Origin of the sequence: Pseudomonas paraveronii (assembly GCF_963681955.1) — a bacterium.
GTDB classification, from domain to species: Bacteria; Pseudomonadota; Gammaproteobacteria; order Pseudomonadales; family Pseudomonadaceae; genus Aquipseudomonas; species Aquipseudomonas paraveronii.
On sequence record NZ_OY817130.1, the window covers coordinates 1,658,073 to 1,680,502 of the forward strand.

Below are 22,430 nucleotides of genomic sequence, written 5' to 3' on the forward strand. Positions count from 1 at the left end.
ATTACGGTGCACGGCCAAGGTAAATAGACCGGTTATTGAAGTGGGAACTTTTTGCATAAGCCCCGACTCAATAGCAGGTTGCCCGAAAGCTGGGAAAACGTTGAGTTTATTGGCCCGTCGGGAGCATTGGACGCGTCAGGGAACCGGCGACAAGATTATTCGCGCAGCCGGCATTGCCCGTGCTGCGTTTTTCGTGTGTGCCAAATCAGTGCATGCCGGAAACTTGCTTGGAGGGGAGAACTTTTGCGGAAAGTCCGAGTCTATGTTTGCAAGCCTGATCGTTCAGTTATGCAAGCCTCCTTCAAGTACAACGAGGAGTGTTCATGCTAACCCAGGAAGAGGATCAGCAGCTGGTCGAGCGCGTTCAACGCGGCGACAAGCGAGCTTTTGATCTGCTAGTGCTGAAATACCAGCACAAAATTCTCGGGTTGATCGTGCGGTTTGTGCACGACACCCATGAAGCGCAGGACGTTGCACAGGAAGCCTTTATCAAGGCATACCGTGCACTGGGCAATTTTCGCGGTGACAGTGCGTTTTACACGTGGCTCTACCGCATCGCCATCAACACGGCGAAGAACTATCTGGTGTCTCGCGGACGCCGCCCACCGGATAGTGATGTCAGTTCGGAAGATGCAGAATTTTACGATGGTGATCACGGCCTCAAAGATCTCGAGTCGCCGGAGCGTGCATTGCTGCGCGACGAGATCGAAGGCACCGTTCATCGCACTATTCAGCAACTGCCAGAAGATTTGCGTACTGCGTTAACTTTACGTGAATTCGATGGTCTGAGTTATGAAGACATTGCGAGCGTCATGCAGTGTCCGGTGGGGACTGTAAGGTCACGGATTTTCCGGGCCCGGGAAGCCATCGATAAAGCCTTGCAACCGTTGTTGCAGGAAAACTAAAGACAGCGGCGACAGCCAAGAGAGGAACCGCCATGAGTCGTGATGCCCTGCAGGAATCGCTGTCCGCAGTGATGGATAACGAAGCGGATGAACTGGAACTTCGTCGGGTGCTCAATGCATTCGGTGATGCCGAAACCCGTGATACCTGGTCTCGTTACCAAGTCGCTCGGGCGGTGATGCACAAGGATCTTCTAATCCCTCGTCTGGATATTGCTGCGGCCGTTTCTGCTGCACTGGCTGATGAAGCCGTTCCGGCAAAAGCTGCACGGGGTCCATGGCGTAGCCTGGGTCGCCTGGCAGTGGCCGCCTCGGTGACTGTTGCCGTTCTGGCCGGTGTTCGCCTGTACAACCAGGACGAAATCGCCGGTGCCGAACTGGCCCAGCAGACTCAGCAACCGATCATGGCTGGCCCGCAAGTCAAAGGCCCCGCCGTACTGGCAGGCTACAAGGAAAGCTCCGACACTACCGGCCCGATGGCGAACGGTGTGCTTCAAGGGCAATCCGGCTGGCAGGATCAGCGTCTTCCAGGCTACCTGCGTCAACACGCACAGGAATCGGCCTTGAAAGGCACTGAAAGCGCTCTGCCATATGCTCGCGCGGCAAGCCTGGAAAACCGCTAAACCGTTGAGGAGCCCTATGCGCGCCATACCGCTCCTTACGCTTTTGCTCAGTGGTTGGTTTGCACTCCCCGCCCATGCTGATGAAGCCCAAGACTGGCTGACTCGACTTGGGCGTGCAGAGCAACAGCAAAGTTTTCAAGGTACGTTCGTCTACGAGCGTAACGGCAATTTCTCTACCCATGACATCTGGCATCATGTCCAGGACGGTCAGGTCCGCGAGCGGCTTTTGCAGCTCGATGGTTCGGCTCAGGAAGTCGTGCGGGTAGACGGTCGGACGCAATGCGTCAGCGGTACCCTTGTCGCCGGCCTCGGCAATTCGCGTGATGCTCCGTCACGTGCGCTTGATCCGCAAAAACTCACGCAATTCTACGAACTGGCCGTCATCGGCAAATCTCGCGTGGCCGGTCGAAATGCGGTGATTGTATCGATCACTCCACGTGACCAATACCGCTATGGCTTTGAGTTGCACCTGGACCGGGATACCGCGTTGCCCCTTAAGTCCCTGCTGTTGAACGATCAGGGGCAGTTGCTGGAGCGTTTCCAGTTCACCCGATTGAACACCTCGGTCACGCCGGATGATCGCGACTTGCAACCTACTGGCGATTGCACGCCGATTGCAGTTGCTACGGCTAAAACGCCAGAGGTGCAACCTACCGAAGAATGGCACCTGGAATGGCTGCCGCCGGGTTTTCAGCTAACCAGCAGCAGTGCGCGCAAAGACACCCAGACCAAAGCGACGGTCGACAGTCGGATGTATGAAGATGGGTTGGCACGGTTTTCGGTGTTCCTTGAGCCGATCAGCGGGGCAAGCGTTACGGAGACCCGTACCCAGTTGGGCCCGACGGTGGCGGTGTCGCGTCGGCTGAATACGGTGGATGGCGAAATGATGGTCACTGTGGTTGGCGAAATTCCCATCGGCACCGCTGAGCGCATCGCGCTGTCGGTGCGCGTTGAAAAAATGCCTGCCGCCAAGCCGTGAATTGTTAATCTTATGTTCATCCTGGCCTTTCACTCTAATTCCATGCGAGGTTGGTTGACGATAGACATGAAATGTCTGGACCAGCATTTTCACTTGCAAAAATCTCTCATGTTTTTTATAGGTCAGGGCTTGTCGGCGCTGGCCTTGTTTTGTTCGCGGAACAGAGAAGTCGGTCGCAGTTTCCGGCGTTTCTTGAACCCTGTCGCTCAACCCTGCACGTCGTAACGGGAGCTGTATGTCGATACCACGCTTGAAGTCTTACTTATCCATAGTCGCTACGGTGCTGGTGCTGGGGCAGGCCGTGCCCGCGCTAGCGGCCGAACTGCCTGATTTCACCCAATTGGTCGAGCAGGCCTCGCCTGCCGTGGTGAACATCAGTACCACGCAAAAACTGCCCGAGCGCAAAGTCTCCAACCAGCAGATGCCGGACCTGGAAGGCCTGCCGCCGATGCTGCGCGAGTTCTTCGAACGTGGCATGCCGCAACAACGCGCCCCCCGTGGTGGTGGCGGTGGCCAGCGTGAAGCGCAGTCCCTGGGCTCAGGCTTCATCATCTCGCCCGATGGCTACATCCTGACCAACAACCACGTGATTGCCGACGCTGACGAGATCCTCGTCCGCCTGGCTGACCGTAGTGAATTGAAAGCCAAGCTGGTTGGCACCGACCCACGTTCCGACGTGGCGTTGCTGAAAATCGACGGCAAAGACCTGCCTGTACTCAAGCTGGGCAAGTCCCAGGACCTGAAGGCCGGGCAATGGGTCGTGGCGATCGGTTCGCCGTTTGGCTTTGACCACACTGTGACCCAAGGCATCGTCAGCGCCATCGGCCGCAGCCTGCCCAACGAAAACTACGTGCCGTTCATCCAGACCGACGTGCCGATCAACCCGGGTAACTCCGGTGGTCCGTTGTTCAACCTGAACGGCGAGGTGGTCGGCATCAACTCCCAGATCTACACGCGCTCCGGTGGCTTCATGGGCGTGTCGTTCGCCATCCCGATCGACGTGGCCATGGACGTTTCCAACCAACTGAAAAGCGGCGGCAAGGTCAGCCGTGGCTGGTTGGGCGTGGTGATCCAGGAAGTGAACAAAGACCTGGCTGAATCCTTCGGTCTCGACAAGCCGGCCGGTGCGCTGGTTGCACAGATCCAGGACGGCGGCCCGGCGGCCAAGGGTGGTCTGCAAGTCGGCGACGTGATTCTGAGCATGAACGGCCAGCCGATCGTCATGTCGGCAGACCTGCCGCACCTGGTGGGCGCGCTCAAGGCGGGCAGCAAGGCCAAGCTGGAAGTGATCCGCGAAGGCAAGCGCCAGAACGTTGAGCTGACCGTTGGTGCCATCCCTGAAGAAGGCGCGACCCTGGATGCCCTGGGCAATACCAAGCCGAGCGCCGAGCGCAGCAGCAACCGCCTGGGCATTGCCGTGGCCGAGCTGACGGATGAGCAGAAGAAAACCTTCGACCTGAAAAACGGCGTGGTGATCAAGGAAGTGCAGGACGGTCCTGCTGCCTTGATTGGCCTGCAGCCAGGTGATGTGATTACTCACCTGAACAATCAGGCCATCGACACCACCAAGCAGTTCACCGACATCGCCAAGGCGCTGCCGAAGAACCGTTCGGTATCGATGCGTGTCCTGCGTCAGGGCCGTGCCAGCTTCATTACCTTCAAGCTGGCCGAGTAACTGGCCAATAAAAAGCCCCGCCTTCGTTTAACGAGGGCGGGGCTTTTTCGTGGGCGATGGGTTTAGCTCATCATCCCTTTCACCAGGCGTTCCTGTTCGATCAACTCACGCTGGCGTGCGTCGATACGCGACGACAGTGGGAAGTTGCTGCCGGCACGGCGCTTAGCGAAGTCCAGTTGTTGAATGGCTTGCTGGAAATCGCCGACCAGGGCGAAGTACTCGGCGCGTGCCTGATGCAGGCCGATGATGTTGCCGGACAAGCCGCGCGTCTCGGCGACTTGGTACCACACGTCCGGATCGTCCGGGCGCGACTTGAGCAAGCCGTCCAGGGCCTTTTCCGCATCGGCGGTACGGTTCTGTTTAAGCAAAAGGTCTACTCGCACCTGGTTCAGCGGATAGTTGCCGGGGTACTGGGTGAGCATCCGGTCAGTGCGCTGCTGGGCTTCCGGCAAGCGGTTGTTAGTGATGTCCAGCTCGATCTGCGCCAGGTTGTAGGTAATGTCGTTGGGCGACTTGGCCAACAATGGGGCCAGGTTTTCCCGGGCGTCCTTGAGTTTGGTGCCCTTGATTTGGGCGATGGCCAGACCATAGCGCGCCACGTCGTTTTTCGGATTTTCGTCCAGTTGGGCCTGGAAGCGCTTGGCGGCGAGGCCTGGCGTGTCTTCGTATTTCAACTGCACCCGTGCGCGAATCAATTGATAGCGCAAGCTGTCTTCCGTGCCGCCGAGCTTGGCCTGTTCGGCGCGGTTGCGGGTGTCGGCGATGCGCGATTCGGTCACCGGGTGAGTCAGCAGGAATTCCGGCGGTTTGGCATCGAAGCGGTATTGACGCATCAGGCGTTCGAACATGGTCGGCATGGAACGTGGGTCGTAACCGGCTTTCTCCAGGTTGAGGATGCCGATGCGGTCCGCCTCTTGTTCGTTCTGGCGTGAGAACCGTCGTTGTTCCTGGATCGCCGCGGCCTGGGTGCCGGCAATCGCGGCAATGCCGGCGTCGCCCGCACCGGCTGCGGCGGCAATGATGCCGCCGAGCATCGCGGCCATCATCGGGAGCTGCATGCGCTGCTGCGCTTCGACGCCCCGGGCGAAGTGACGCTGAGACAAGTGAGCCAATTCGTGGGCCAGCACCGAGGCGTATTCACCTTCGGTCTGGGCGTTGAGGAACAGCCCGCCATTGACCCCGACGATACCGCCAGGCGCGGCAAAGGCGTTGAGCTGCGGGCTATCGATCAGGATGAATTCCAGGCGGCGGTCATTGACCTGGCTGGTCTCCACCAGCTTGTACACGCTGGTTTCGACGTAATCCTTGAGCTGCGGATCGTTGAGCTGCGAGACCTGGCCGCGCAAGTAGGCAAGCCAGGCGCGACCCAGTTGGTATTCCTGTTGTGGCGAGACAATGGCAGAACTGGCGTCGCCAAGAGACGGCAGGTCGTCGGCAAAGCCTGGGGAGGCCAGCAGGCAGGCCAGCGTCAGCAGGGTGGGGCGCAAAAAAGTCATGCACAGAGCCTTTCGACAAAGAGCTTACTGTAGCCGGACACTGAGCTTCGGACCAGATATTCTAAGCAGCCTGAACGCTTGCCCGGAGTAAAACCATGACCGACGCTGTAGCCTTTGATGCCGAACTCGATGCCAGCGGCCTCAATTGCCCGTTGCCCTTGCTCAAGGCCAAGCTGGAACTCAATCGATTGGCCAGCGGCGCAGTGCTCAAGGTCATCGCCACGGATGCCGGTTCCCAGCGTGATTTCCGCACCTTTGCCAGGTTGGCCGGTCACACCCTGGTGCATGAAGAAGACGCCGCAGGTGTCTATTGTTATTGGTTGCGCAAGGCCTGAAGCGTCCGCCCCCACCACCTGAGGTTGATTGATGTTCAAAGTGTTACGAGACTGGATTCAGCGCTACTTCTCCGACGAGGAGGCCGTGGTGCTGGCGGTCCTGCTGTTCCTGGCCTTTACCGCCGTCCTCACCCTGGGTGGCATGCTTGCCCCGGTGCTGGCAGGGATGGTGCTGGCCTACCTGATGCAGGGGCTGGTCACCACCCTGGAGCGTCTGCGTTTACCGGGTGCGGCGGCAGTGGGGCTGGTATTCGCCTTGTTCATGGGGCTGTTGCTGGTGTTTATCGTGGTGGTCGTGCCGCTGCTATGGCATCAGTTGATCACCTTGTTCAACGAGTTGCCCGGCATGCTCGCCAAATGGCAGTCGCTGTTGCTGCTGTTGCCGGAGCGCTACCCGCACTTGGTGTCGGATGAGCAGGTACTGCAAGCCATCGAAGTGGCGCGCGGCGAGATCGGAAAGTTCGGGCAATGGGCGCTGACCTTTTCCCTGTCCAGCCTGCCGTTGCTGGTCAACATCATGATTTATCTGGTGCTGGTGCCGATCCTGGTGTTTTTCTTCCTCAAGGACCGCGCGATGATCGGCCGCTGGGTCAGTGGCTATCTGCCGCGTGAGCGGGCGTTGATCACCCGGGTAGCCGAGGAGATGAACCGGCAGATCGCCAACTACATCCGTGGCAAGGTCATCGAGATCATCATCTGTGGCGGGGTTACCTACGTCGCCTTTATTGCCCTGGACCTGAACTACGCGGCCCTGCTGGCGTTGTTGGTAGGTATTTCAGTGGTGGTGCCGTATGTCGGCGCCGTGGTGGTGACGGTGCCGGTCACATTGATCGCCTTGTTCCAGTGGGGCTGGAGCGATCAGTTCATCTACCTGATGGCGGTGTACGGCATCATCCAGACCCTGGACGGCAATGTGCTGGTGCCGCTGCTGTTCTCGGAAGCAGTCAACCTGCATCCGGTAGCGATTATCTGCGCGGTATTGTTGTTTGGCGGGTTGTGGGGGTTCTGGGGAGTGTTCTTTGCGATCCCCCTGGCGACGCTGTTCAAGGCGGTGCTGGATGCGTGGCCGCGGCAGGAGCCGGTGGTGGCGCCCTTACTCTGATGAGAGGAGAGGGCGCGTGCGCCCTCTCCCTATAATGCTCAGGCGCTGTGCAACGCTTGGGCTGCCGCCAGCACCGCGTCCACATGCCCCGGCACTTTCACGCCACGCCATTCCTGGCGCAGCACGCCATCCTTGTCGATCAGGAAGGTGCTGCGATCCACGCCCAGGTATTCCTTGCCGTACAGCTTCTTCAGCTTGATCACGTCAAACAGCTGGCAAACCGCTTCGTCCTTGTCGCTGATCAGCTCGAAAGGAAACGCCTGCTTGGCCTTGAAGTTCTCGTGGGACTTCACGCTGTCGCGCGACACGCCAAACACTTCGGTATTGGCGGCCTTGAACGCCGCGTACTGGTCACGGAAACCCTGGCCCTCGGTGGTGCACCCCGGGGTGCTGTCCTTCGGGTAGAAGTAAATCACCACTTGCTTGCCCTTGAGGGCTTTGATGCTGAAGGTTTGGCCGCTGGTGGCCTGGGCTTCGAAATCGGCTACGGGTTTGTCGATGACTACCGCCATGGGGGCTTCCTTACATTGGGTTCTGTGGGCGCCACGGCTCGATCAGGGCGTCGAGGTTCAGCGCATCGGCGAAGTCCAGGAACTGGTCGCGCAGCCAACTGATCTGCACGCCGGCCGGCAAGGTCACGGTGAACGTGGCGTTGAGCATGGTGCCGCCGGTTTGCGGGGCCTGGTAGGTGTCGCAGGTGAGGTTTTCCAGTTCGACGTTTTGGTCGATAAAGAACTGGCACAACTCGTTGACGATGTCCGAGCGGTAGGCAGAACTGACATACGCCACATAAGGCAGGGCCTGTGGGCGATTTTCCAGCGCGGCACTGCGTACCACATTGACGGTGAAGTTGTGCTTCTTGGCCAGGCCCGGCAAGCCGGTCTCCAGGCGCGCCAAGGCATCCCAGGTGCCGGAAATCTGCAGCACCAGCGCGCTGCACTCGCCATGGCGCGTGAGGCGGGAGGTTACGACGGCGCAGCGGTTTTCATGGCTGGCGCGGCACAGGACGTTGGTCAGCTCCATGGGGTTGGCGCCGAGGGCACTGATAACAAGGAATTGTTCGCGAACTGTGGGGGTGGACATGCAGCCTTCCTAAAACGATGAGCGGTCGATACGGTGAGGGCTGTATCGATCAAAGCATGAAGGGTAGCGAAAAGCGTCGCCAAGGGATAGGAGGTGGCGTTTTCATTGCGTAATCAGCGGGTTTTTACCCCGCCTCGACCGGTACTTTCACGCAATGATGGCATTGCCCGTCGTTTAGTTGATCCAGAACGCGTCCTCAGGCGGTACTTCGCTTGTACAAGCATCTTGGCGCCAGTACCATTACGGCTCTCTTTTTCCGGCAGGAGCGGTTGCATGATTGCGGGCAGTATGGTGGCACTGGTCACACCCATGGATGCACAAGGTCGTCTCGACTGGGATAGCCTGGGCAAACTGGTGGACTTCCACCTGCAAGAGGGCACCAACGCCATTGTGGCGGTCGGCACCACAGGTGAATCGGCCACCCTCGACGTGGAAGAACACATCCAGGTCATCGAGTTCGTGGTCAAGCGTGTCGCGGGCCGTATCGCCGTGATCGCCGGTACGGGCGCCAACTCGACGCGCGAAGCGATCGAGCTGACCAAAAACGCCAAGAAGGCCGGCGCCGACGCCTGCCTGCTGGTGACCCCGTACTACAACAAACCGACCCAGGAAGGCCTGTACCAGCACTTCCGCACCATTGCCGAAGCGGTCGATATCCCGCAGATCCTCTACAACGTGCCGGGTCGCACTGCGTGCGACATGAAGGCCGAGACGGTGATCCGCCTGTCCACCGTGCCAAACATCATCGGTATCAAGGAAGCCACCGGCGACCTGCAACGCGCCAAGGACATCCTGGCCGGCGTGAGCAGCGACTTCCTGGTGTATTCCGGTGACGATGCCACTGCGGTCGAGCTGATCCTGCTGGGTGGCAAGGGCAACATCTCGGTGACCGCCAACGTGGCCCCGCGCGCCATGAGTGACATGTGCGCCGCCGCCCTCGCCGGCGATGCCGTGACTGCGCGTGCGATCCACGAGAAGTTGATGCCGCTCAACAAGACACTGTTTATCGAATCCAACCCTATCCCCGTGAAATGGGCGCTGTTTGAAATGGGCATGATGCCGGACGGTATCCGTCTGCCGCTCACCCGTCTCAGCGAAGCCTGTCACGAACCGCTGCGACAGGCCCTGCGCCAGTCCGGCGTCCTGGTTTAATTGAGGAAGCACTACGCATGAAGCGATTGGCCGGACTTTCCGCACTTGCCTTGATTATCTCCAGCACCAGTGGCTGCGGTTGGATCTGGGGCCCGGAAGGCTACTTCCGTGACCGCGGCAGCGATTACCTGGAAGCACAAGCAACCAAACCGATGCAACTGCCGCCGGACGTCAGCGTCGCCAAGCGCCTTGATCCGTTGCTGCCGATCCCGCGCAACGTCGCCGACGACACCACCAAAGGTGAGTACGTGGTGCCGCGTCCACAGCCGATCTCGGCCGTGGCGGATGCCAGCGACTACAGCCTGCAGAAGAGCGGCGACTCGCGCTGGATCGTGGCGCAGCGCCCACCTGCCGAAGTCTGGCCGGTGGCGGTGCAGTTCTTCCAGGACAACGGCTTCCGTATCGACGAGCAGCGCCCGCAGACGGGTGAGTTCACTACAGCGTGGCAGCAAGGCAGCGAGCTGTCGGCCAGCATGGCCAAGCGCCTGCAGTCCGGTGGTGTCGCCGCTGACGCCGAAGCCCGCGTGCGTGTACGCATCGAGCCTGGTGTGCAGCGCAATACCAGTGAAGTCTATGTGGTCAGTGCCGAGCGTCCTGCCGGCAGCACCTCCAACGTCGAGTTCACCAATCGCTCGGTCAACACCGGCGTCGATGCCGCACTGGTCGACGAGATGCTGGCCAGCATGAGCCGTATCTCCGAGAAGGGCGGTTCCATCTCCCTGCTCGCCGCGCGTGATTACGACACCCCGAGCCGCGTCAGCCTCACCGAAGACGGCAGCGGCAACGTGGTGCTGAACCTGGGTGAAGACCTGGACCGTGCCTGGGCCAGTGTTGGTCGCGCGTTGGAACAAGGCCCTTGGCGTGTTGAAGACATCAACCGCAGCCTGGGCCTGTACTACATCAACGTGGCGGAAAAAGCCGAGAAGAAAGACGACGAGCCAGGTTTCTTCAGCAAGTTGTTCGGCAGCGCCCCGACCAAGGAAGAGATCGAAACCCGCGCCGAGCGTTATCAGATTCGTTTGAGCAAGGTTGGCGACAGCGTGCAAGTCACCGTCGAGAAGAACATCAACACCGTTGCGCCGGCTGAAACAGCGCGCAAAGTGTTGGGCGTGATTCAGGACAACCTGGGCTGATCCGATGCGTTTTGCCGTTCTCGGCAGCGGTAGCCAAGGGAACGGCACGCTGGTCGCTCATGACGACACGTATGTGCTGGTGGATTGTGGTTTCTCGTTAAGAGAAACCGAGCGGCGCCTGTTGCGCTTGGGGGTTCACCCCTCGCAGCTGAGCGCGATTCTGGTGACCCACGAACATGCAGACCATGTGCATGGCGTGGGTTTGCTGTCTCGGCGCTACAATCTTCCGGTGTACCTGAGTCGCGGCACCTTGCGCGGGATGCGCAAACCCATTGAACCCGCAGGCTTCCTGGCCGGTGGCGAGCAACTGCAGATCGGTGCCTTGAGCATCGATGTGATTGCCGTGGCGCATGACGCCCAGGAGCCGACGCAGTATGTATTCAGTGGCGGTGAGCGACGTTTCGGCGTACTCACCGACCTGGGTTCCTACTGCGCCAAGGTGCTGGACGGTTACCGGGATCTCGATGCATTGATGATCGAGTCCAACCACTGCCGAGACCTGTTGGCTCGCGGTCATTACCCGTACTTTCTCAAGCAACGGGTGGGCGGCGAACTCGGGCATTTGAACAACCACCAGGCGGCGTACCTGGTGTATGAGTTGGGCTGGCAAGACCTGCAACACCTGGTCCTGGCCCATCTGAGCAGCAAGAACAACCTGCCGCAGCTGGCCCGGCAATGTTTTGTCGATACCCTTGGGTGCGACCCGGACTGGCTGCAACTGGCCGATCAAGATTCAGGGCTCGACTGGCGACACATCGCCTAGCCCACCTCACTCAAAGCGGAGCCCATCATGGAAAAACGTGAAGAACTCTACCGCGGCAAAGCCAAGTCGGTATACAAAACCGACGACGCCAACCGCCTGATCCTGCTGTTTCGCAACGACACTTCGGCGTTCGACGGCAAGCGCATCGAACAACTTGATCGCAAGGGCATGGTGAACAACAAGTTCAACGCGTTCATCATGCAGAAACTCGAAGCGGCCGGCATTCCGACCCAATTCGACAAACTGCTGAGCGACAACGAGTGCCTGGTCAAGAAGCTGGACATGATCCCGGTTGAATGCGTCGTGCGTAACTACGCCGCCGGCAGCCTGGTCAAGCGCCTGGGCGTGGAAGAGGGCATCAAGCTCAACCCTTACACCTTCGAATTGTTCCTCAAGGACGACGCCAAGGGCGACCCGTTCATCAACGAATCCCACGTCGTGGCGTTCGGCTGGGGCACCGCCGAGCAACTGGCGCGCATGAAGGAATTGTCCCTCAAGGTCAACGACGTCCTGAGCAAACTGTTCGACGACGCCGGCCTCTTGCTGGTCGACTTCAAGCTTGAATTCGGCGTGTTCCACGATGGCTCCATCGTCCTGGGCGACGAATTCAGCCCGGACGGCTGCCGCCTGTGGGACAAGGACACCAAGAAGAAGATGGACAAAGACCGCTTCCGCCAAGGCCTCGGTGATGTGATCGAAGCCTACGAAGAAGTCGCCAAGCGCCTCGGCGTACCGCTGTAATCGACGCAAGCATCTGATAGCACGGAAAAAAATCGCTTCTGCGCTTTGCTTTCCTGAGATGGGCTGTTATGATGCGCGCCGTTGGAGAGATGCCAGAGTGGCCGAATGGGACGGATTCGAAATCCGTTGTACCTTCACCGGTACCTAGGGTTCGAATCCCTATCTCTCCGCCATTACATAGAAAAAGCCCCGTAGCTGAACAAGCTACGGGGCTTTTTTGTGGTGACTGTCGAGCAGAGTGCGAGCTTTCCATGCTTACCTACCCTCTCTGATCTTTTCAAGAGAGTCAGCCAATAGCAGGCGTTCGCAGCAAACGCTTTAGGGACAGAGACCGGGCACGATCTGATTTGCCATAAATCCCGAAGCTGCTCGTTCGTTGGCCTACCGCCAACCACCAACGACTAAACCTTGCCTTTCCAGGGTACCAGCTTGCGTTCGAGCCAGCGCATACCTAGGTCGAACAGCAGTGCCATGGCGCCAATTACCAGAATGCCCATGATTACCACGTCGGTGGCCATGAACTTGGAAGCGGTCAGCACCATAAAACCCAAGCCGGCGGTGGCGGCAACCATTTCAGCGGCAACCAGAGTAGTCCATCCAAAGCCGATGGCGATGCGCATCCCCGTTAGCACTTCAGGCAACGCCGCTGGCATGATCACGTGCTTGAGTACCTGGGCGCGACTGGCACCCATGGAGTACGCTGCGTGAATCTGTTCGATGGCCACAGACTTCACACCAGCCCGCGCACTCAGGGCTAGCGGAGCGAACATGGCGAGATAGATCAGCAGAATTTTTGAGCCCTCGCCGATGCCCATCCAGATGACCACCAATGGCAAATAAGCCAGCGGTGGCAGTGGACGATAGAACTCAACCAGCGGATCGAAGATCCCGCGAGCCACACGATTGACTCCCATCAGGATGCCGACTGGAATAGCGGTTAGCACAGCCAGCACAAACGCACCAAACACCCGCAAGGCGCTCCAGCCAATGTGCTTGAGCAAGGTGGCGTCGGCAAAGCCTTCCTGAAACACATCTATCAATTGCGCCCACACAGCCTGTGGCGATGGTAGGAACAGCGGTTTAACCCAGCCGCCGTTGGTGGCGATGTACCATGTGCAAAACACTACGCAGATGGTTGCCAGGCTCAATGTCAGACTCGAGCCGTTACCTGGCGCGCCATATTGCTCGCCGGGCTTGGCAGGAGCTGCGCGACGCAGCTCGTTCCAGGTGCGTATTACCGCGCGGCGTTGTTTTTCATCGAGCAGGCTCATGCGGCCACCTCGTCACCATGAATGATGCTCAGAATTTGCTCGCGCAGCGCGATGAAGTCCGGGCTGGACTTTACTGATCGAGCGTTGCGACATGCGAGGAACTGCTTACCGAAGTCCACCGGGAATTCGTGGGTGATACGGCCGGGACGCGGCGACATAATGATCAGTCGGGTAGCCATGAACAGCGCTTCCTCGACATCGTGGGTGATGAAAAACATCATTTTTTGCGTGCTGTGCCAGATGTCGAGAATCAGCTCCTGTAAGCGCTCGCGAGTCAGTGCGTCGAGCGCGCCTAGCGGTTCGTCAAGCAGCAGCATTTGTGGATCGTTGGTCAGCGCGCGAGCGATGCCAACCCGTTGTTGCATGCCACCGGACAACTGATAGATCGCATGCCCGCTAAAATCCGCCAGCCCGGTCAGCTCAAGAAAATACATGGCCCGCTCTTCACGCTCGATCTTTGACACGCCGCGCAGCTTCAGGCCAAAAGCGACGTTGTCGAGCACATTTAGCCACGGCAACAGCGCATGCTTCTGGAACACCACCCCACGCTCGGCACCGGGGCCGGAGACTTGATCGCGCAACTCTGCGCCTGCGCCGTACTTTTCTGGCACCTGTCCTTGATAGTCGCCCAAGGTGATAAGGCCGCTACTGGGCTGGATGAACCCCGCCATCAAATTTAGCAGCGTGGTTTTTCCACACCCTGATGCGCCCAGCGCAACGACAAAATCACCGGCGGCAATGTTCAGGTTAACTCCGGCCAGGGCGCTGACCTGTTGGCCTTTCTGTTGCCCCGGATAGAGCACCGAGACATCGTGGATTTTGAGGCTCAGGGTCATGGCAGTTTCCTCATGCTGGGGTCGGCATCGTCCGATCATTGGCGGGTCGGACGATGCAGGGGTTGCGTCGGACTACTCGGCGGCTTGAACAAAGTCGGGGATGATGGCGACGCTGTAGTCCGGCAGCACAGCCGAGATTTTTTTCTGCGTTTTGAGGAACTCCGCCGTTGCTGCCAGCGCCTTGGCTGCGCCGCTGTCTTTACCGTTGCCCAGCCACTTGTTGCTGGCCTGTTCGGACGCAAGCGGGAACTGATACAGCGCCAGCACCAGCGGAACTTCATCAGGCTTGGCGCCAGACTGTTTGGCGATATTGATCACTTGCGGCGAGCTGGCCGTCCAGGTGGCCGGAGCCTTGACGTAATCGCCCGTGCTGGCCTGCAAAACTTTGGTGAACGAGGTCATGCCATCCTTGTTTTCGGCCGCAAATTTCTTGTCGACGACAATGCCGTCGAAGGTGGCTTTGCCCCAGTTGGTCAGTTCGCCCGAGGTTAGTAACACGTGACCGCTCTGTTTCAGTCGACCCAGCGCCGGGTCCCAGATAAAGGCAGCGTCAATGTCGCCACGCTCCCACGCCGCCGGAATGTCCGAGGGTTGCAGATTGATAACCTTGACCTTACCGGTCAGGCCAAACTGCTCGAGGGCAAACAAGGCATGAAAATGCGTCGTGGACACGAACGGCACCGCGAGGGTTTTACCTACCAAGTCCTGCGGTGCGACGATGCCGCTGCCATTGCGTACTACCAATGCTTCAGCGCTGGCAATGTTGTCGAGAATCCAGAACAACTGCGCGTCGACGCCACGGCTGACCGCTGCGGCGATCGGGCTACTGCCCGCCACCCCGATCTGCACGTCACCGGAGGCCATCGCCAGCATCACATCGCCGCCGCTGTCGAAGTTGCGCCACTGGATATCCCAGCCGGTAGCTTTCTCGAATTCCTTCTCGGCTATAGCGTTCTTCCACGGCGCAAACATGCTCTGCACGCCGATGGTAACGGTTTGGGCATTAACGGTGGCGGCGAAGCCAATAGTCAGCGGCAACAGGAGTGATCGGCGAATCCATTTATGCAGGGGCTTGAGCATGGTGGAACTCCAGGGTGGGATGACATGTTTAAAGTTCATGCGATCTTAGTGCCGGCTCGAAGCTTGCTTTAGATCCAGTTGCTACGGCCTTTAGTGCCAGCGGGTTTCACACCCCTTGTACAATAAGGCCTGTAGCGTTTTTGGTGCGTCATTAGGGGGCGCCAAAGCGGGAGTTTGGGCTATGTTGGAGCGCTATTTTCATCCGTTCGAAGCAGGTAGGGGCTTGCAGGAACAATTGCGCGAGCGGCTGCTCAACGCGATCCTTGATGGCGCGATGCCGCCCAGCGAGGCGATGCCGTCATCGCGCAAGCTCAGCCAACTGCTGAAGGTCTCGCGCAACACCGTGGTTCTCGTTTACGAGCAACTGGCGCAGGACGGTTATCTGACTCCATCCGACCGACGGGGTTACTTCATCAACGAGAAATTCCTGCGCCAGCAACTGAACATCAGTCTGCGTCCTTCCAGTCAGAAACTGTTCGACCGGCCGGACCACGCGCCGGACTGGGGAAGTCGCATGCAAACCGAATCGGCGCAGATGCGTGCGATCGTCAAACCGCGCAATTGGCGTGAGTACCGTTACCCATTTATATATGGGCAGATTGAAGCAGACGAGCAAACTGTAGCGCGCTGGCGTGACTGTGCGCGCATCGCGGCCATGGGCGCGCACATGCGTTCTTGGGTCGACGATCAGGTGACGCTGGATGATCCGTTGTTGGTGGAACAGATCATTCAACGTGTGCTGCCCAAGCGCGGAATAAAGGCCAGGCCGGAAGAGATTCTGGTGACCATCGGAACACAAAACTCGCTGTACATGCTTGCACAACTGCTGGGACGACCGGGGCTGATCATGGGCCTGGAAGATCCAGGCTACGTAGACGCTCGCAATATTTTCGGCTTGATTGGTTGTGAGTTAAGACCCTTGCGCATCGACGGCCAAGGTCTCGTAGTGGACGAGCAACTTGATGGCTGTGAAATGTTGTTTTGCACGCCCAGCCACCAATCGCCCACGGGCGTGACGATGCCGGTGTATCGTCGTTTGGAATTGCTGGCCAGCGCCCGAGAGCGTGATTTCCTGGTGATCGAGGACGATTACGAAAGCGAGCAAAACTATCTGGGAAGCAACCATCCCTCGTTAAAAAGTTTCGATGACAGCGGTCGAGTGATCTATCTAGGCAGTCTGACCAAAAACTTGCTGCCTGGGCTGCGCCTGGGATTTATTGCCGCAGATCCGGAGTTGATTCACGAACTGCGGGCGTTACGGCGTTACATCTACCGTCATCCCCCCTCCAACAATCAGCGCACGCTGGCGCTGTTTCTGTCGATGGGACACTACGACGCCCATGCCCGCCGCCAGCGGGATCGTTTGGCTCGCAAGTGGCTATTGATCAGCCGTGCATTGGCCGAGCATTTGCCCGATTGTCACGCAAGCGGCATGGCCGGCGGTTCGTCTATGTGGGTGACCTGCCCAGCGGAACTGGATGCGTGGGTATTACAGCGTTTGGTGGCCAAGCGCGGCGTTTTGATCGAGCCGGGGGATATCCATTTTTTGGGAAGTGAACGCCCGCAATACCATTTCAGGCTGGGGTTTGGGGCGATTGCAGAGGAGTTGATCGAGCCGGGGATTACCGCGCTGGGAGATGCTTGGCGAGAGATGAAATGCAGCTTGCAGGTTGAGTCCACCGCGAGCCTGTAAACACTGCCAAAAGGCTGAGACTGTCCATCAGAGCAGATTGCAGCCTTCGGCAGTTACACCGCTTTGGGACCCGATCAGACGTTACAGATTCTCCTGACCCAACGTGCTCTTGAGGATCTCAATCATCGCATCCACATGCTGCCGCTCAGCCACCAATGCTGGGGCGAAGATGATCGCGTCCCCAGTGGTTTTTACGTGTAGGCCTGCTTCATATAAGGCTCGTTGCACGCGGTTTCCTTTCGCTCCTGGTGCTTCTCCCGGGGTCAGCTGAATACCGCTGAGCATGCCGTAACCACGCAGGTCGCTGACCTGCGGCAGACCGCGCAAACCACTCACGCATTCAAGGAAGTATGGCGACAGTTTCTCGCCTTTGGCGAACAGGCCTTCATTGCGGTAGATGTCCAGCGAAGCCAGCGCTGCCGCACACGCCACGGGATGCCCCGAGTAAGTGTAGCCATGGAAGAACTCTGGTCCAGAGCCTTTGCTGGCGCCGACGACGGTGTCAAAAATTGCCTGATCCACTGCCACCGCTCCCATCGGAATCGCACCGTTGGTGAGAGCCTTGGCCATGGTGATGATGTCTGGCTTCACGTTGAAGCTCTGCGCGGCGAACGCCTTACCCGTTCGACCGATCCCAGTGATGACCTCGTCGAACACCAGCAGAATACCGTGCTTGTCGCAGATGTCCCGCAGACGCTTCAGGTAACCGGCTGGCGGCACGTAAACGCCAATGGAGCCGGCAATCGGTTCGACGAAACAAGCCGCGATACTGTCGGCACCGTGGGTGGCGATGATGCGCTCCAGATCGCTGGCCAGATCAATGTCGCTGTTTGGCTCGCCCAGTTGAAAGCGCTGCTCTTCCTGCCAAGTGTGCCGCATGTGGCTAACATGAGGCAGTCCGCCCGCCGCGAAGGCCTGACGGTTGCGCATCATTCCGGACAAGGCCACGCCGCCAAAGTTGACACCGTGATACGCCCACTCACGAGACACAAATCGTGTGCGCTGCCCCTCGCCGCGAGCGCGATGATAGGCCAGGGCAATCTTCATCGCGCTGTCCACTGATTCGGAACCTGAGTTGGTGAAGAACAGCTTGTTCAGGCCTTCAGGCAGCAATTCGCTCAGTCGTTCGGCCAGTTCGAACGAAAGCGGCGAACCGCGCTGAAAATGAGGGGTGAAGTCTAGGGTCATCAATTGTTTCGACACGGCCTCGGCGATTTCCGAACGACCATGCCCCGCTGCGCTGCAAAAAAGACCTGAACTGCCATCCAGTAGTTCGCGACCATCGGCGGTCCAGTAGCTCAGTCCCTCGGCCCGAACAAACAGCTGCGGCGCACGCTGAAACTCACGGTTGTCAGTGAAAGGCATCCATTGATGATCAAGATTCGTTGTCATGGGTTCACTCCTGAAGGTGGACACGGTAAAGGCCGATGGTCATCAGCCTAGCCATGCACGTCTTCAGGCCTTAGATCCAGATGGGGGATTTTATGGAGCCAGGATGGGGCGCAGTGCTAGGTCTATACGCCACTCTGGCTCCATCGAAATGCCTGTCTGGATCTAAAGTGAGACCTGGCGCTTGAATAGAGTGGCGTCATTCTACTGGGGAAGCCGGCCTTGAATCCTGAACTGAGCTTTGTCCTTAACGTGCTGTGTGTACTGGTCGCGGCAGTCATTCGCGGCCTCACCGGATTCGGCTTTGCCGCCATCGCCGTTGTCGGTCTGGCAATGCTCGGCCCTCTGAATCAGGCCGTACCGCTGGTGCTGTGTCTGGAAGTCTTGTCGAGTCTGATGCTCTTGCGCGGTGCCGTGCCACAAGCCGACTACCCGCAACTCAAGCGCTTGCTGATTGCCGCCGCTTGCGGTGTGCCCTGCGGCATCTGGTTGCTGACCGGAATGAACAGCGACTGGTTGAGCATTGGCGTCTATTTACTCGTCGGGCTGCTGGCGTTACTCGGACTGGTCCGGGTCACGCTGCCAATGGGCAAAGGACAAGTAGGCGGCTGGATGGTCGGTGCCAGTAGTGGCGCGTTGATCGCGGCGTTTTCCATCGGCGGTCCGCTGGTTGTGGCTTGGCTCAGTCATATCGGGCTGAGCGCTGTGGCCTTGCGCGCCACCCTTATCCTGTTTTTTTTCGTCGTGGACCTGGCAGCGATTTTGGGGCTGGGACTGGCCGGGGCGATCCCTAACCAGACACAAACTCACGTTTTGTACCTGATGCCTGCCTTGCTGGTTGGCCTGTGGATCGGCCAACAGTTGTTCATCCGCATACGTGCCGAAGCGGCGGCACGTTTTACTCAATGGCTGTTGCTGGCGCTGGCAGGCTTCGGTTTGCTCGGTCATGTATGGTCCTGAATCAAAGGAAGTCCCAATGACCCCGACACTTTTTATCACTGGCGCCACATCCGGTTTTGGCGAAGCTTGTGCACGACGTTTTGCCGCAGCAGGCTGGTCGCTGATCCTGACCGGTCGCCGCGAAGATCGTCTGACGGCGTTAGCGGATGAACTCTCGGCACAGATTGACGTGCTGCCACTGGTGGTGGATGTGCGTGACCGACAGGCCATGCAAGAGGCCATCCTCAGTTTGCCACCGAGGTTCAGTAAGCTTCGCGGATTGATCAACAACGCTGGACTGGCGCTCGGCACCTCGCCGACGCAGGACTGCGATCTGGATGACTGGGACATCATGGTCGACACCAACATCAAAGGCCTGCTGTATTCGACACGTCTGCTGCTACCGCGATTGATCGCCCATGGCGCGGGCGCCAGCATCGTCAATCTAGGTTCAATAGCCGGCAACTGGCCGTACCCTGGCAGCCATGTATATGGCGCCAGTAAGGCATTTGTCCGTCAGTTCTCGCTTAACTTGCGCTGCGACCTGCAAGGCACAGGCGTCCGGGTGACCAACCTCGAGCCGGGCCTGTGCGAGAGCGAATTCTCCCTGGTGCGCTTCTCGGGCGATCAGTCGAAATGCGATGCGGTGTATGCAGGCGCCAATCCGATCCAGCCAAAGGACATCGCCGAAACTATCTTCTGGGTCCTCAGCCAGCCTGCCCACATCAACATTAATAGCCTGGAATTGATGCCTATCACCCAATCCTGGAACAATTTTGCGATCACGCGGGGCTCGTCAAATGGCGCGTAAGTGTGGATCAACGAAGCTAAGGGTTTAGGGATGTCAATGAAGCATTCCGGGAAATTTCAGATCCCCTTCAGCGACTCTAGAGTACGTGCGCTTTAGACACTCCAAGCACTGATCGCTAGCGTGTGCAACGGCTATTCCTGAGCCTGTCACCGGATCGCGCGGTCCGTCTCACCCGGCTACAAATACCTGGCAGGCATGGGCCTGAAGGGGCGGGCAGGGTCATGACGAATCCGCCCTTTCGGGGCACGCCGCCTGATGCACTCGTTTATGCACCGTATCGGTGCGTCGGCCCTCTAGCACCACCCTTGAACGGGCGCGTAAACATGAGCTCCACGGGCCTACACATCGGGAGTCATTAACTCATCTACGCCAAACCCACGGTACCGCAGGCCCACACACTGGCTCTATCGAAACTCTAATCTGGCACCACGCATTGGTCGACAACTTGCATTGTTGCTCACCAGGAGCGAGGCACCGGCTCCCTCTGCACTTGAACACATCGCCTAGGAATTTCCATGCAAGAAAAGCCATTTGCACCTGCAACCGGGACTGTGATCCCCCGCTATGCCGGCATCGCCACATTGATGCGCTTACCCTATACCGAGCTGACAGACCCTCGTATCCATGAAGTCGACATCGGTTTAATCGGCGTGCCGTGGGATGGCGGAACCACCAACCGGCCCGGTGCTCGACATGGCCCAAGGCAAGTCCGGGACATTTCTACCATGGTGCGCAATATCAACCGGGCCAGCGGCATCAACCCGTTCTCGCTGTGTGCCTGTGCTGACTTGGGTGACACGCCGGTCAACCCGATTGACCTGGTGGACTCACTTAATCGCATTGCCGGTTTCTACGACCATGTCGTGCAAGCCGGCATTGCGCCGCTGTCCGTAGGTGGCGACCACCTTGTCACCTTGCCAATCATGCGGGCCCTAGCCAAGGACGGACCCATTGGCATGGTGCATTTCGATGCCCACACCGATACCTGGGATCGCTATTTCGGCGACTGCAAATACACCCATGGAACGCCGTTCAGAAGAGCAATCGAAGAAGGCCTGCTGGACCCTAAGCGAACGGTGCAAATCGGTATTCGCGGGGCCCTGTACAGCGACGCCGATAACGACTGGGGCGCCCGGCAAGGTATCCGGATCATCGACATCGACGAGTTCCAGACCATGGGCGTCGAGAACGTTATCAAAGAGGCCCGAAGAGTCGTCGGCGACGGTCAGACCTATGTGTCATTCGATGTCGACGCCTTGGACCCAGTGTACGCCCCAGGTACAGGTACCCCCGAAATTGGAGGGCTTACAACTCTGGAAGCACAACACCTTATTCGCGGGCTCAGGGGCTTGAACCTGATCGGAGGCGACGTTGTCGAGGTCTCCCCACCGTTCGACGCCAGCGGCAATACCGCCCTGGTCGCATCCACGTTGCTATTCGAAATTTTGTGCGTACTGGCTGACAGTCTTGCCACTCGGAATGCGCGCTAAACGGAGCTCAGGCACAGCCTGAGGCATTGAGTTCGATGACGTTATCAATGAGCGTTTTACATCACCCATGGAGCTTTTTATGAAAACTTTCCTACGCTTCACGGCACTTTCCTTGATGGGCGCCATTGGCCTTGGCCTCTGCACCCAAAGCTATGCACAAACGCCCGATCTGCTTGAGCGCATCAAGGCCAAGAAAGAAATAGTGATCGCCACCGAAGCTCGTTACGCCCCGTTCGAATATATCGAAAACGGTAAAATCGTCGGCTACGACGCCGACTTGATGCGCGCCGTCATGGCACAGATCCCGGATGTCAAAGTTAAGCAATTGGACCTACCATTTCAGGGCTTGCTGCCCGGCCTGGACACCAAGGCGTTCGATATCGTGGTGACCGCCATCACCATCAATAAAGAACGCGCCAGCCACTTTTCGTTTACCTCGCCAGTGGCCATTTCCATGACCGGGTTACTAGTCAAAGAACGAGACAGCACGCTTAATGCTGCCGTCGACCTTGACAACAAAACCGTTGGTTCGCAAACCGGCTCGGTACAGCTGCAAGCCTTGGTCGCACTCGACAAGCAACTGAAGGACAGCGGCAAGCCTGGCTTTAAAGCCATCAAACAATACGTCAGCTTCGACGAGGCTTATGCCGACCTTGGCTCAGGGCGACTCGACGCAGTGGCGCAATCGGTGGCCAACCTCGGCCCACTGCTCAAATCGCGCCCAGGCCTATTCAAGGTGCTCCCGGGTTCAATAGGTGAACAAAGCTACTTCGCCTGGGCGGCCCGAAAGGATGCCGACAGTGAAACCCTGGTCAAGTTGTTCAACGACGGCATTGCTCGCGCATCGGCAGATGGCACCCTCAAGCAACTGCAAACGAAGTGGTTCGGTAGCACCATGGACATTCCGTCCAGCGTGACGCCCTGAGTCCATAGCCCA

Annotated in this window: 22 protein-coding genes and 1 tRNA gene; 16 read left to right on the forward strand and 7 right to left on the reverse strand. The window is 58.6% G+C overall.

Annotated elements, in window-relative coordinates; genetic code table 11:
- Positions 1–323 precede the first annotated feature (323 nt).
- The 4 genes from rpoE (at position 324) to U5A08_RS07405 (ending at position 4,179) form a co-directional block, all read left to right on the forward strand.
- Positions 324–905 carry an RNA polymerase sigma factor RpoE/AlgU gene (rpoE, locus tag U5A08_RS07390; protein ID WP_003172477.1) on the forward strand — a complete coding sequence of 194 codons (582 nt, stop codon included), beginning with the start codon at positions 324–326 and terminating at the stop codon, positions 903–905.
- Positions 906–937: 32 nt separating this feature from the next.
- Positions 938–1,525, forward strand: coding sequence for a sigma-E factor negative regulatory protein (locus tag U5A08_RS07395; protein ID WP_046384370.1), 588 nt, complete (start codon positions 938–940; stop codon positions 1,523–1,525).
- 16 nt (positions 1,526–1,541) lie between these two features.
- Complete coding sequence (locus U5A08_RS07400) at positions 1,542–2,504, forward strand: MucB/RseB C-terminal domain-containing protein (protein WP_321851016.1); 963 nt, start codon at positions 1,542–1,544, stop codon at positions 2,502–2,504.
- Positions 2,505–2,739: 235 nt separating this feature from the next.
- Positions 2,740–4,179: a DegQ family serine endoprotease gene (locus U5A08_RS07405; RefSeq protein WP_321851017.1), complete on the forward strand. Its 1,440-nt coding sequence runs from the start codon at positions 2,740–2,742 to the stop codon at positions 4,177–4,179.
- Between the two features lie 62 nt (positions 4,180–4,241).
- Here the strand turns inward: U5A08_RS07405 and U5A08_RS07410 are convergent, their stop codons facing one another.
- Entirely contained in the window at positions 4,242–5,675 is a 1,434-nt protein-coding gene (locus tag U5A08_RS07410) for a M48 family metalloprotease (RefSeq protein ID WP_253394007.1), read from the reverse strand.
- 95 nt (positions 5,676–5,770) lie between these two features.
- Here U5A08_RS07410 and U5A08_RS07415 point away from each other — a divergent pair, with 95 nt between their 5' ends.
- Together U5A08_RS07415 and U5A08_RS07420 are read left to right on the forward strand one after the other, a co-directional pair.
- Entirely contained in the window at positions 5,771–6,010 is a 240-nt protein-coding gene (locus U5A08_RS07415; RefSeq protein WP_253394009.1) for a sulfurtransferase TusA family protein, read from the forward strand.
- 31 nt (positions 6,011–6,041) lie between these two features.
- The gene (locus tag U5A08_RS07420) at positions 6,042–7,112 is read left to right on the forward strand and encodes an AI-2E family transporter (protein ID WP_253394011.1); all 1,071 of its coding nucleotides are present in this window, start codon (positions 6,042–6,044) and stop codon (positions 7,110–7,112) included.
- A gap of 38 nt (positions 7,113–7,150) precedes the next feature.
- Here U5A08_RS07420 and U5A08_RS07425 read toward each other — a convergent pair whose 3' ends face one another.
- Positions 7,151–7,624, reverse strand: coding sequence for a peroxiredoxin (locus U5A08_RS07425; protein ID WP_253394013.1), 474 nt, complete (start codon positions 7,622–7,624; stop codon positions 7,151–7,153).
- Positions 7,625–7,634: 10 nt separating this feature from the next.
- Positions 7,635–8,195 (reverse strand): glycine cleavage system transcriptional repressor, encoded by a 561-nt coding sequence (locus tag U5A08_RS07430; RefSeq protein WP_247400444.1) that lies wholly within the window; start codon positions 8,193–8,195, stop codon positions 7,635–7,637.
- A gap of 273 nt (positions 8,196–8,468) precedes the next feature.
- On the opposite strand from U5A08_RS07430, the gene dapA reads away from it, so the two are divergent.
- The 5 genes from dapA (at position 8,469) to U5A08_RS07455 (ending at position 12,157) form a co-directional block, all read left to right on the forward strand.
- Positions 8,469–9,347, forward strand: a complete 879-nt coding sequence (dapA, locus tag U5A08_RS07435) for a 4-hydroxy-tetrahydrodipicolinate synthase (protein ID WP_247400446.1) — start codon at positions 8,469–8,471, stop codon at positions 9,345–9,347.
- 17 nt (positions 9,348–9,364) lie between these two features.
- Positions 9,365–10,480, forward strand: a complete 1,116-nt coding sequence (gene bamC, locus U5A08_RS07440; protein ID WP_253394015.1) for an NlpB/DapX family lipoprotein — start codon at positions 9,365–9,367, stop codon at positions 10,478–10,480.
- Between the two features lie 4 nt (positions 10,481–10,484).
- Entirely contained in the window at positions 10,485–11,243 is a 759-nt protein-coding gene (locus tag U5A08_RS07445) for an MBL fold metallo-hydrolase (protein ID WP_253394016.1), read from the forward strand.
- Positions 11,244–11,270: 27 nt separating this feature from the next.
- Positions 11,271–11,984 carry a phosphoribosylaminoimidazolesuccinocarboxamide synthase gene (purC, locus tag U5A08_RS07450; RefSeq protein ID WP_253394017.1) on the forward strand — a complete coding sequence of 238 codons (714 nt, stop codon included), beginning with the start codon at positions 11,271–11,273 and terminating at the stop codon, positions 11,982–11,984.
- 83 nt (positions 11,985–12,067) lie between these two features.
- Positions 12,068–12,157, forward strand: a tRNA-Ser gene (locus U5A08_RS07455).
- A 228-nt stretch (positions 12,158–12,385) separates the two neighbouring features.
- Here the strand turns inward: U5A08_RS07455 and U5A08_RS07460 are convergent.
- The 3 genes from U5A08_RS07460 to tauA all read right to left on the reverse strand — a co-directional run bounded on the left by U5A08_RS07460 (position 12,386) and on the right by tauA (position 15,171).
- Positions 12,386–13,255: an ABC transporter permease subunit gene (locus tag U5A08_RS07460; protein ID WP_253394018.1), complete on the reverse strand. Its 870-nt coding sequence runs from the start codon at positions 13,253–13,255 to the stop codon at positions 12,386–12,388.
- The gene (locus U5A08_RS07465) at positions 13,252–14,091 is read right to left on the reverse strand and encodes a taurine ABC transporter ATP-binding protein (protein ID WP_253394019.1); all 840 of its coding nucleotides are present in this window, start codon (positions 14,089–14,091) and stop codon (positions 13,252–13,254) included. The genes U5A08_RS07460 and U5A08_RS07465 overlap by 4 nt, the downstream gene beginning before the upstream one ends.
- A 72-nt stretch (positions 14,092–14,163) precedes the next feature.
- Positions 14,164–15,171, reverse strand: a complete 1,008-nt coding sequence (tauA, locus tag U5A08_RS07470) for a taurine ABC transporter substrate-binding protein (RefSeq protein WP_253394020.1) — start codon at positions 15,169–15,171, stop codon at positions 14,164–14,166.
- A 181-nt stretch (positions 15,172–15,352) separates the two neighbouring features.
- On the opposite strand from tauA, the gene pdxR reads away from it, so the two are divergent.
- Positions 15,353–16,864: a MocR-like pyridoxine biosynthesis transcription factor PdxR gene (pdxR, locus tag U5A08_RS07475; protein ID WP_321851029.1), complete on the forward strand. Its 1,512-nt coding sequence runs from the start codon at positions 15,353–15,355 to the stop codon at positions 16,862–16,864.
- 81 nt (positions 16,865–16,945) lie between these two features.
- On the opposite strand, the gene aptA is transcribed toward pdxR, so the two are convergent.
- Positions 16,946–18,256 (reverse strand): omega-aminotransferase AptA, encoded by a 1,311-nt coding sequence (gene aptA, locus U5A08_RS07480; protein WP_253394024.1) that lies wholly within the window; start codon positions 18,254–18,256, stop codon positions 16,946–16,948.
- 219 nt (positions 18,257–18,475) lie between these two features.
- Between aptA and U5A08_RS07485 the strand changes: the two genes are divergently transcribed.
- From U5A08_RS07485 to U5A08_RS07500, 4 genes are all read left to right on the forward strand, one after another.
- Positions 18,476–19,213 (forward strand): TSUP family transporter, encoded by a 738-nt coding sequence (locus tag U5A08_RS07485; RefSeq protein WP_321851031.1) that lies wholly within the window; start codon positions 18,476–18,478, stop codon positions 19,211–19,213.
- A gap of 16 nt (positions 19,214–19,229) precedes the next feature.
- A complete protein-coding gene (locus U5A08_RS07490) occupies positions 19,230–20,003 on the forward strand; it encodes an SDR family oxidoreductase (RefSeq protein WP_321851033.1) in 774 nt (257 codons plus the stop codon).
- A 515-nt stretch (positions 20,004–20,518) separates the two neighbouring features.
- Entirely contained in the window at positions 20,519–21,493 is a 975-nt protein-coding gene (gene speB, locus U5A08_RS07495; RefSeq protein ID WP_321851035.1) for an agmatinase, read from the forward strand.
- A 67-nt stretch (positions 21,494–21,560) separates the two neighbouring features.
- On the forward strand, positions 21,561–22,418 hold the full coding sequence (locus U5A08_RS07500) for a transporter substrate-binding domain-containing protein (protein ID WP_253394030.1): 858 nt from the start codon (positions 21,561–21,563) through the stop codon (positions 22,416–22,418).
- Positions 22,419–22,430: the final 12 nt, after the last annotated feature.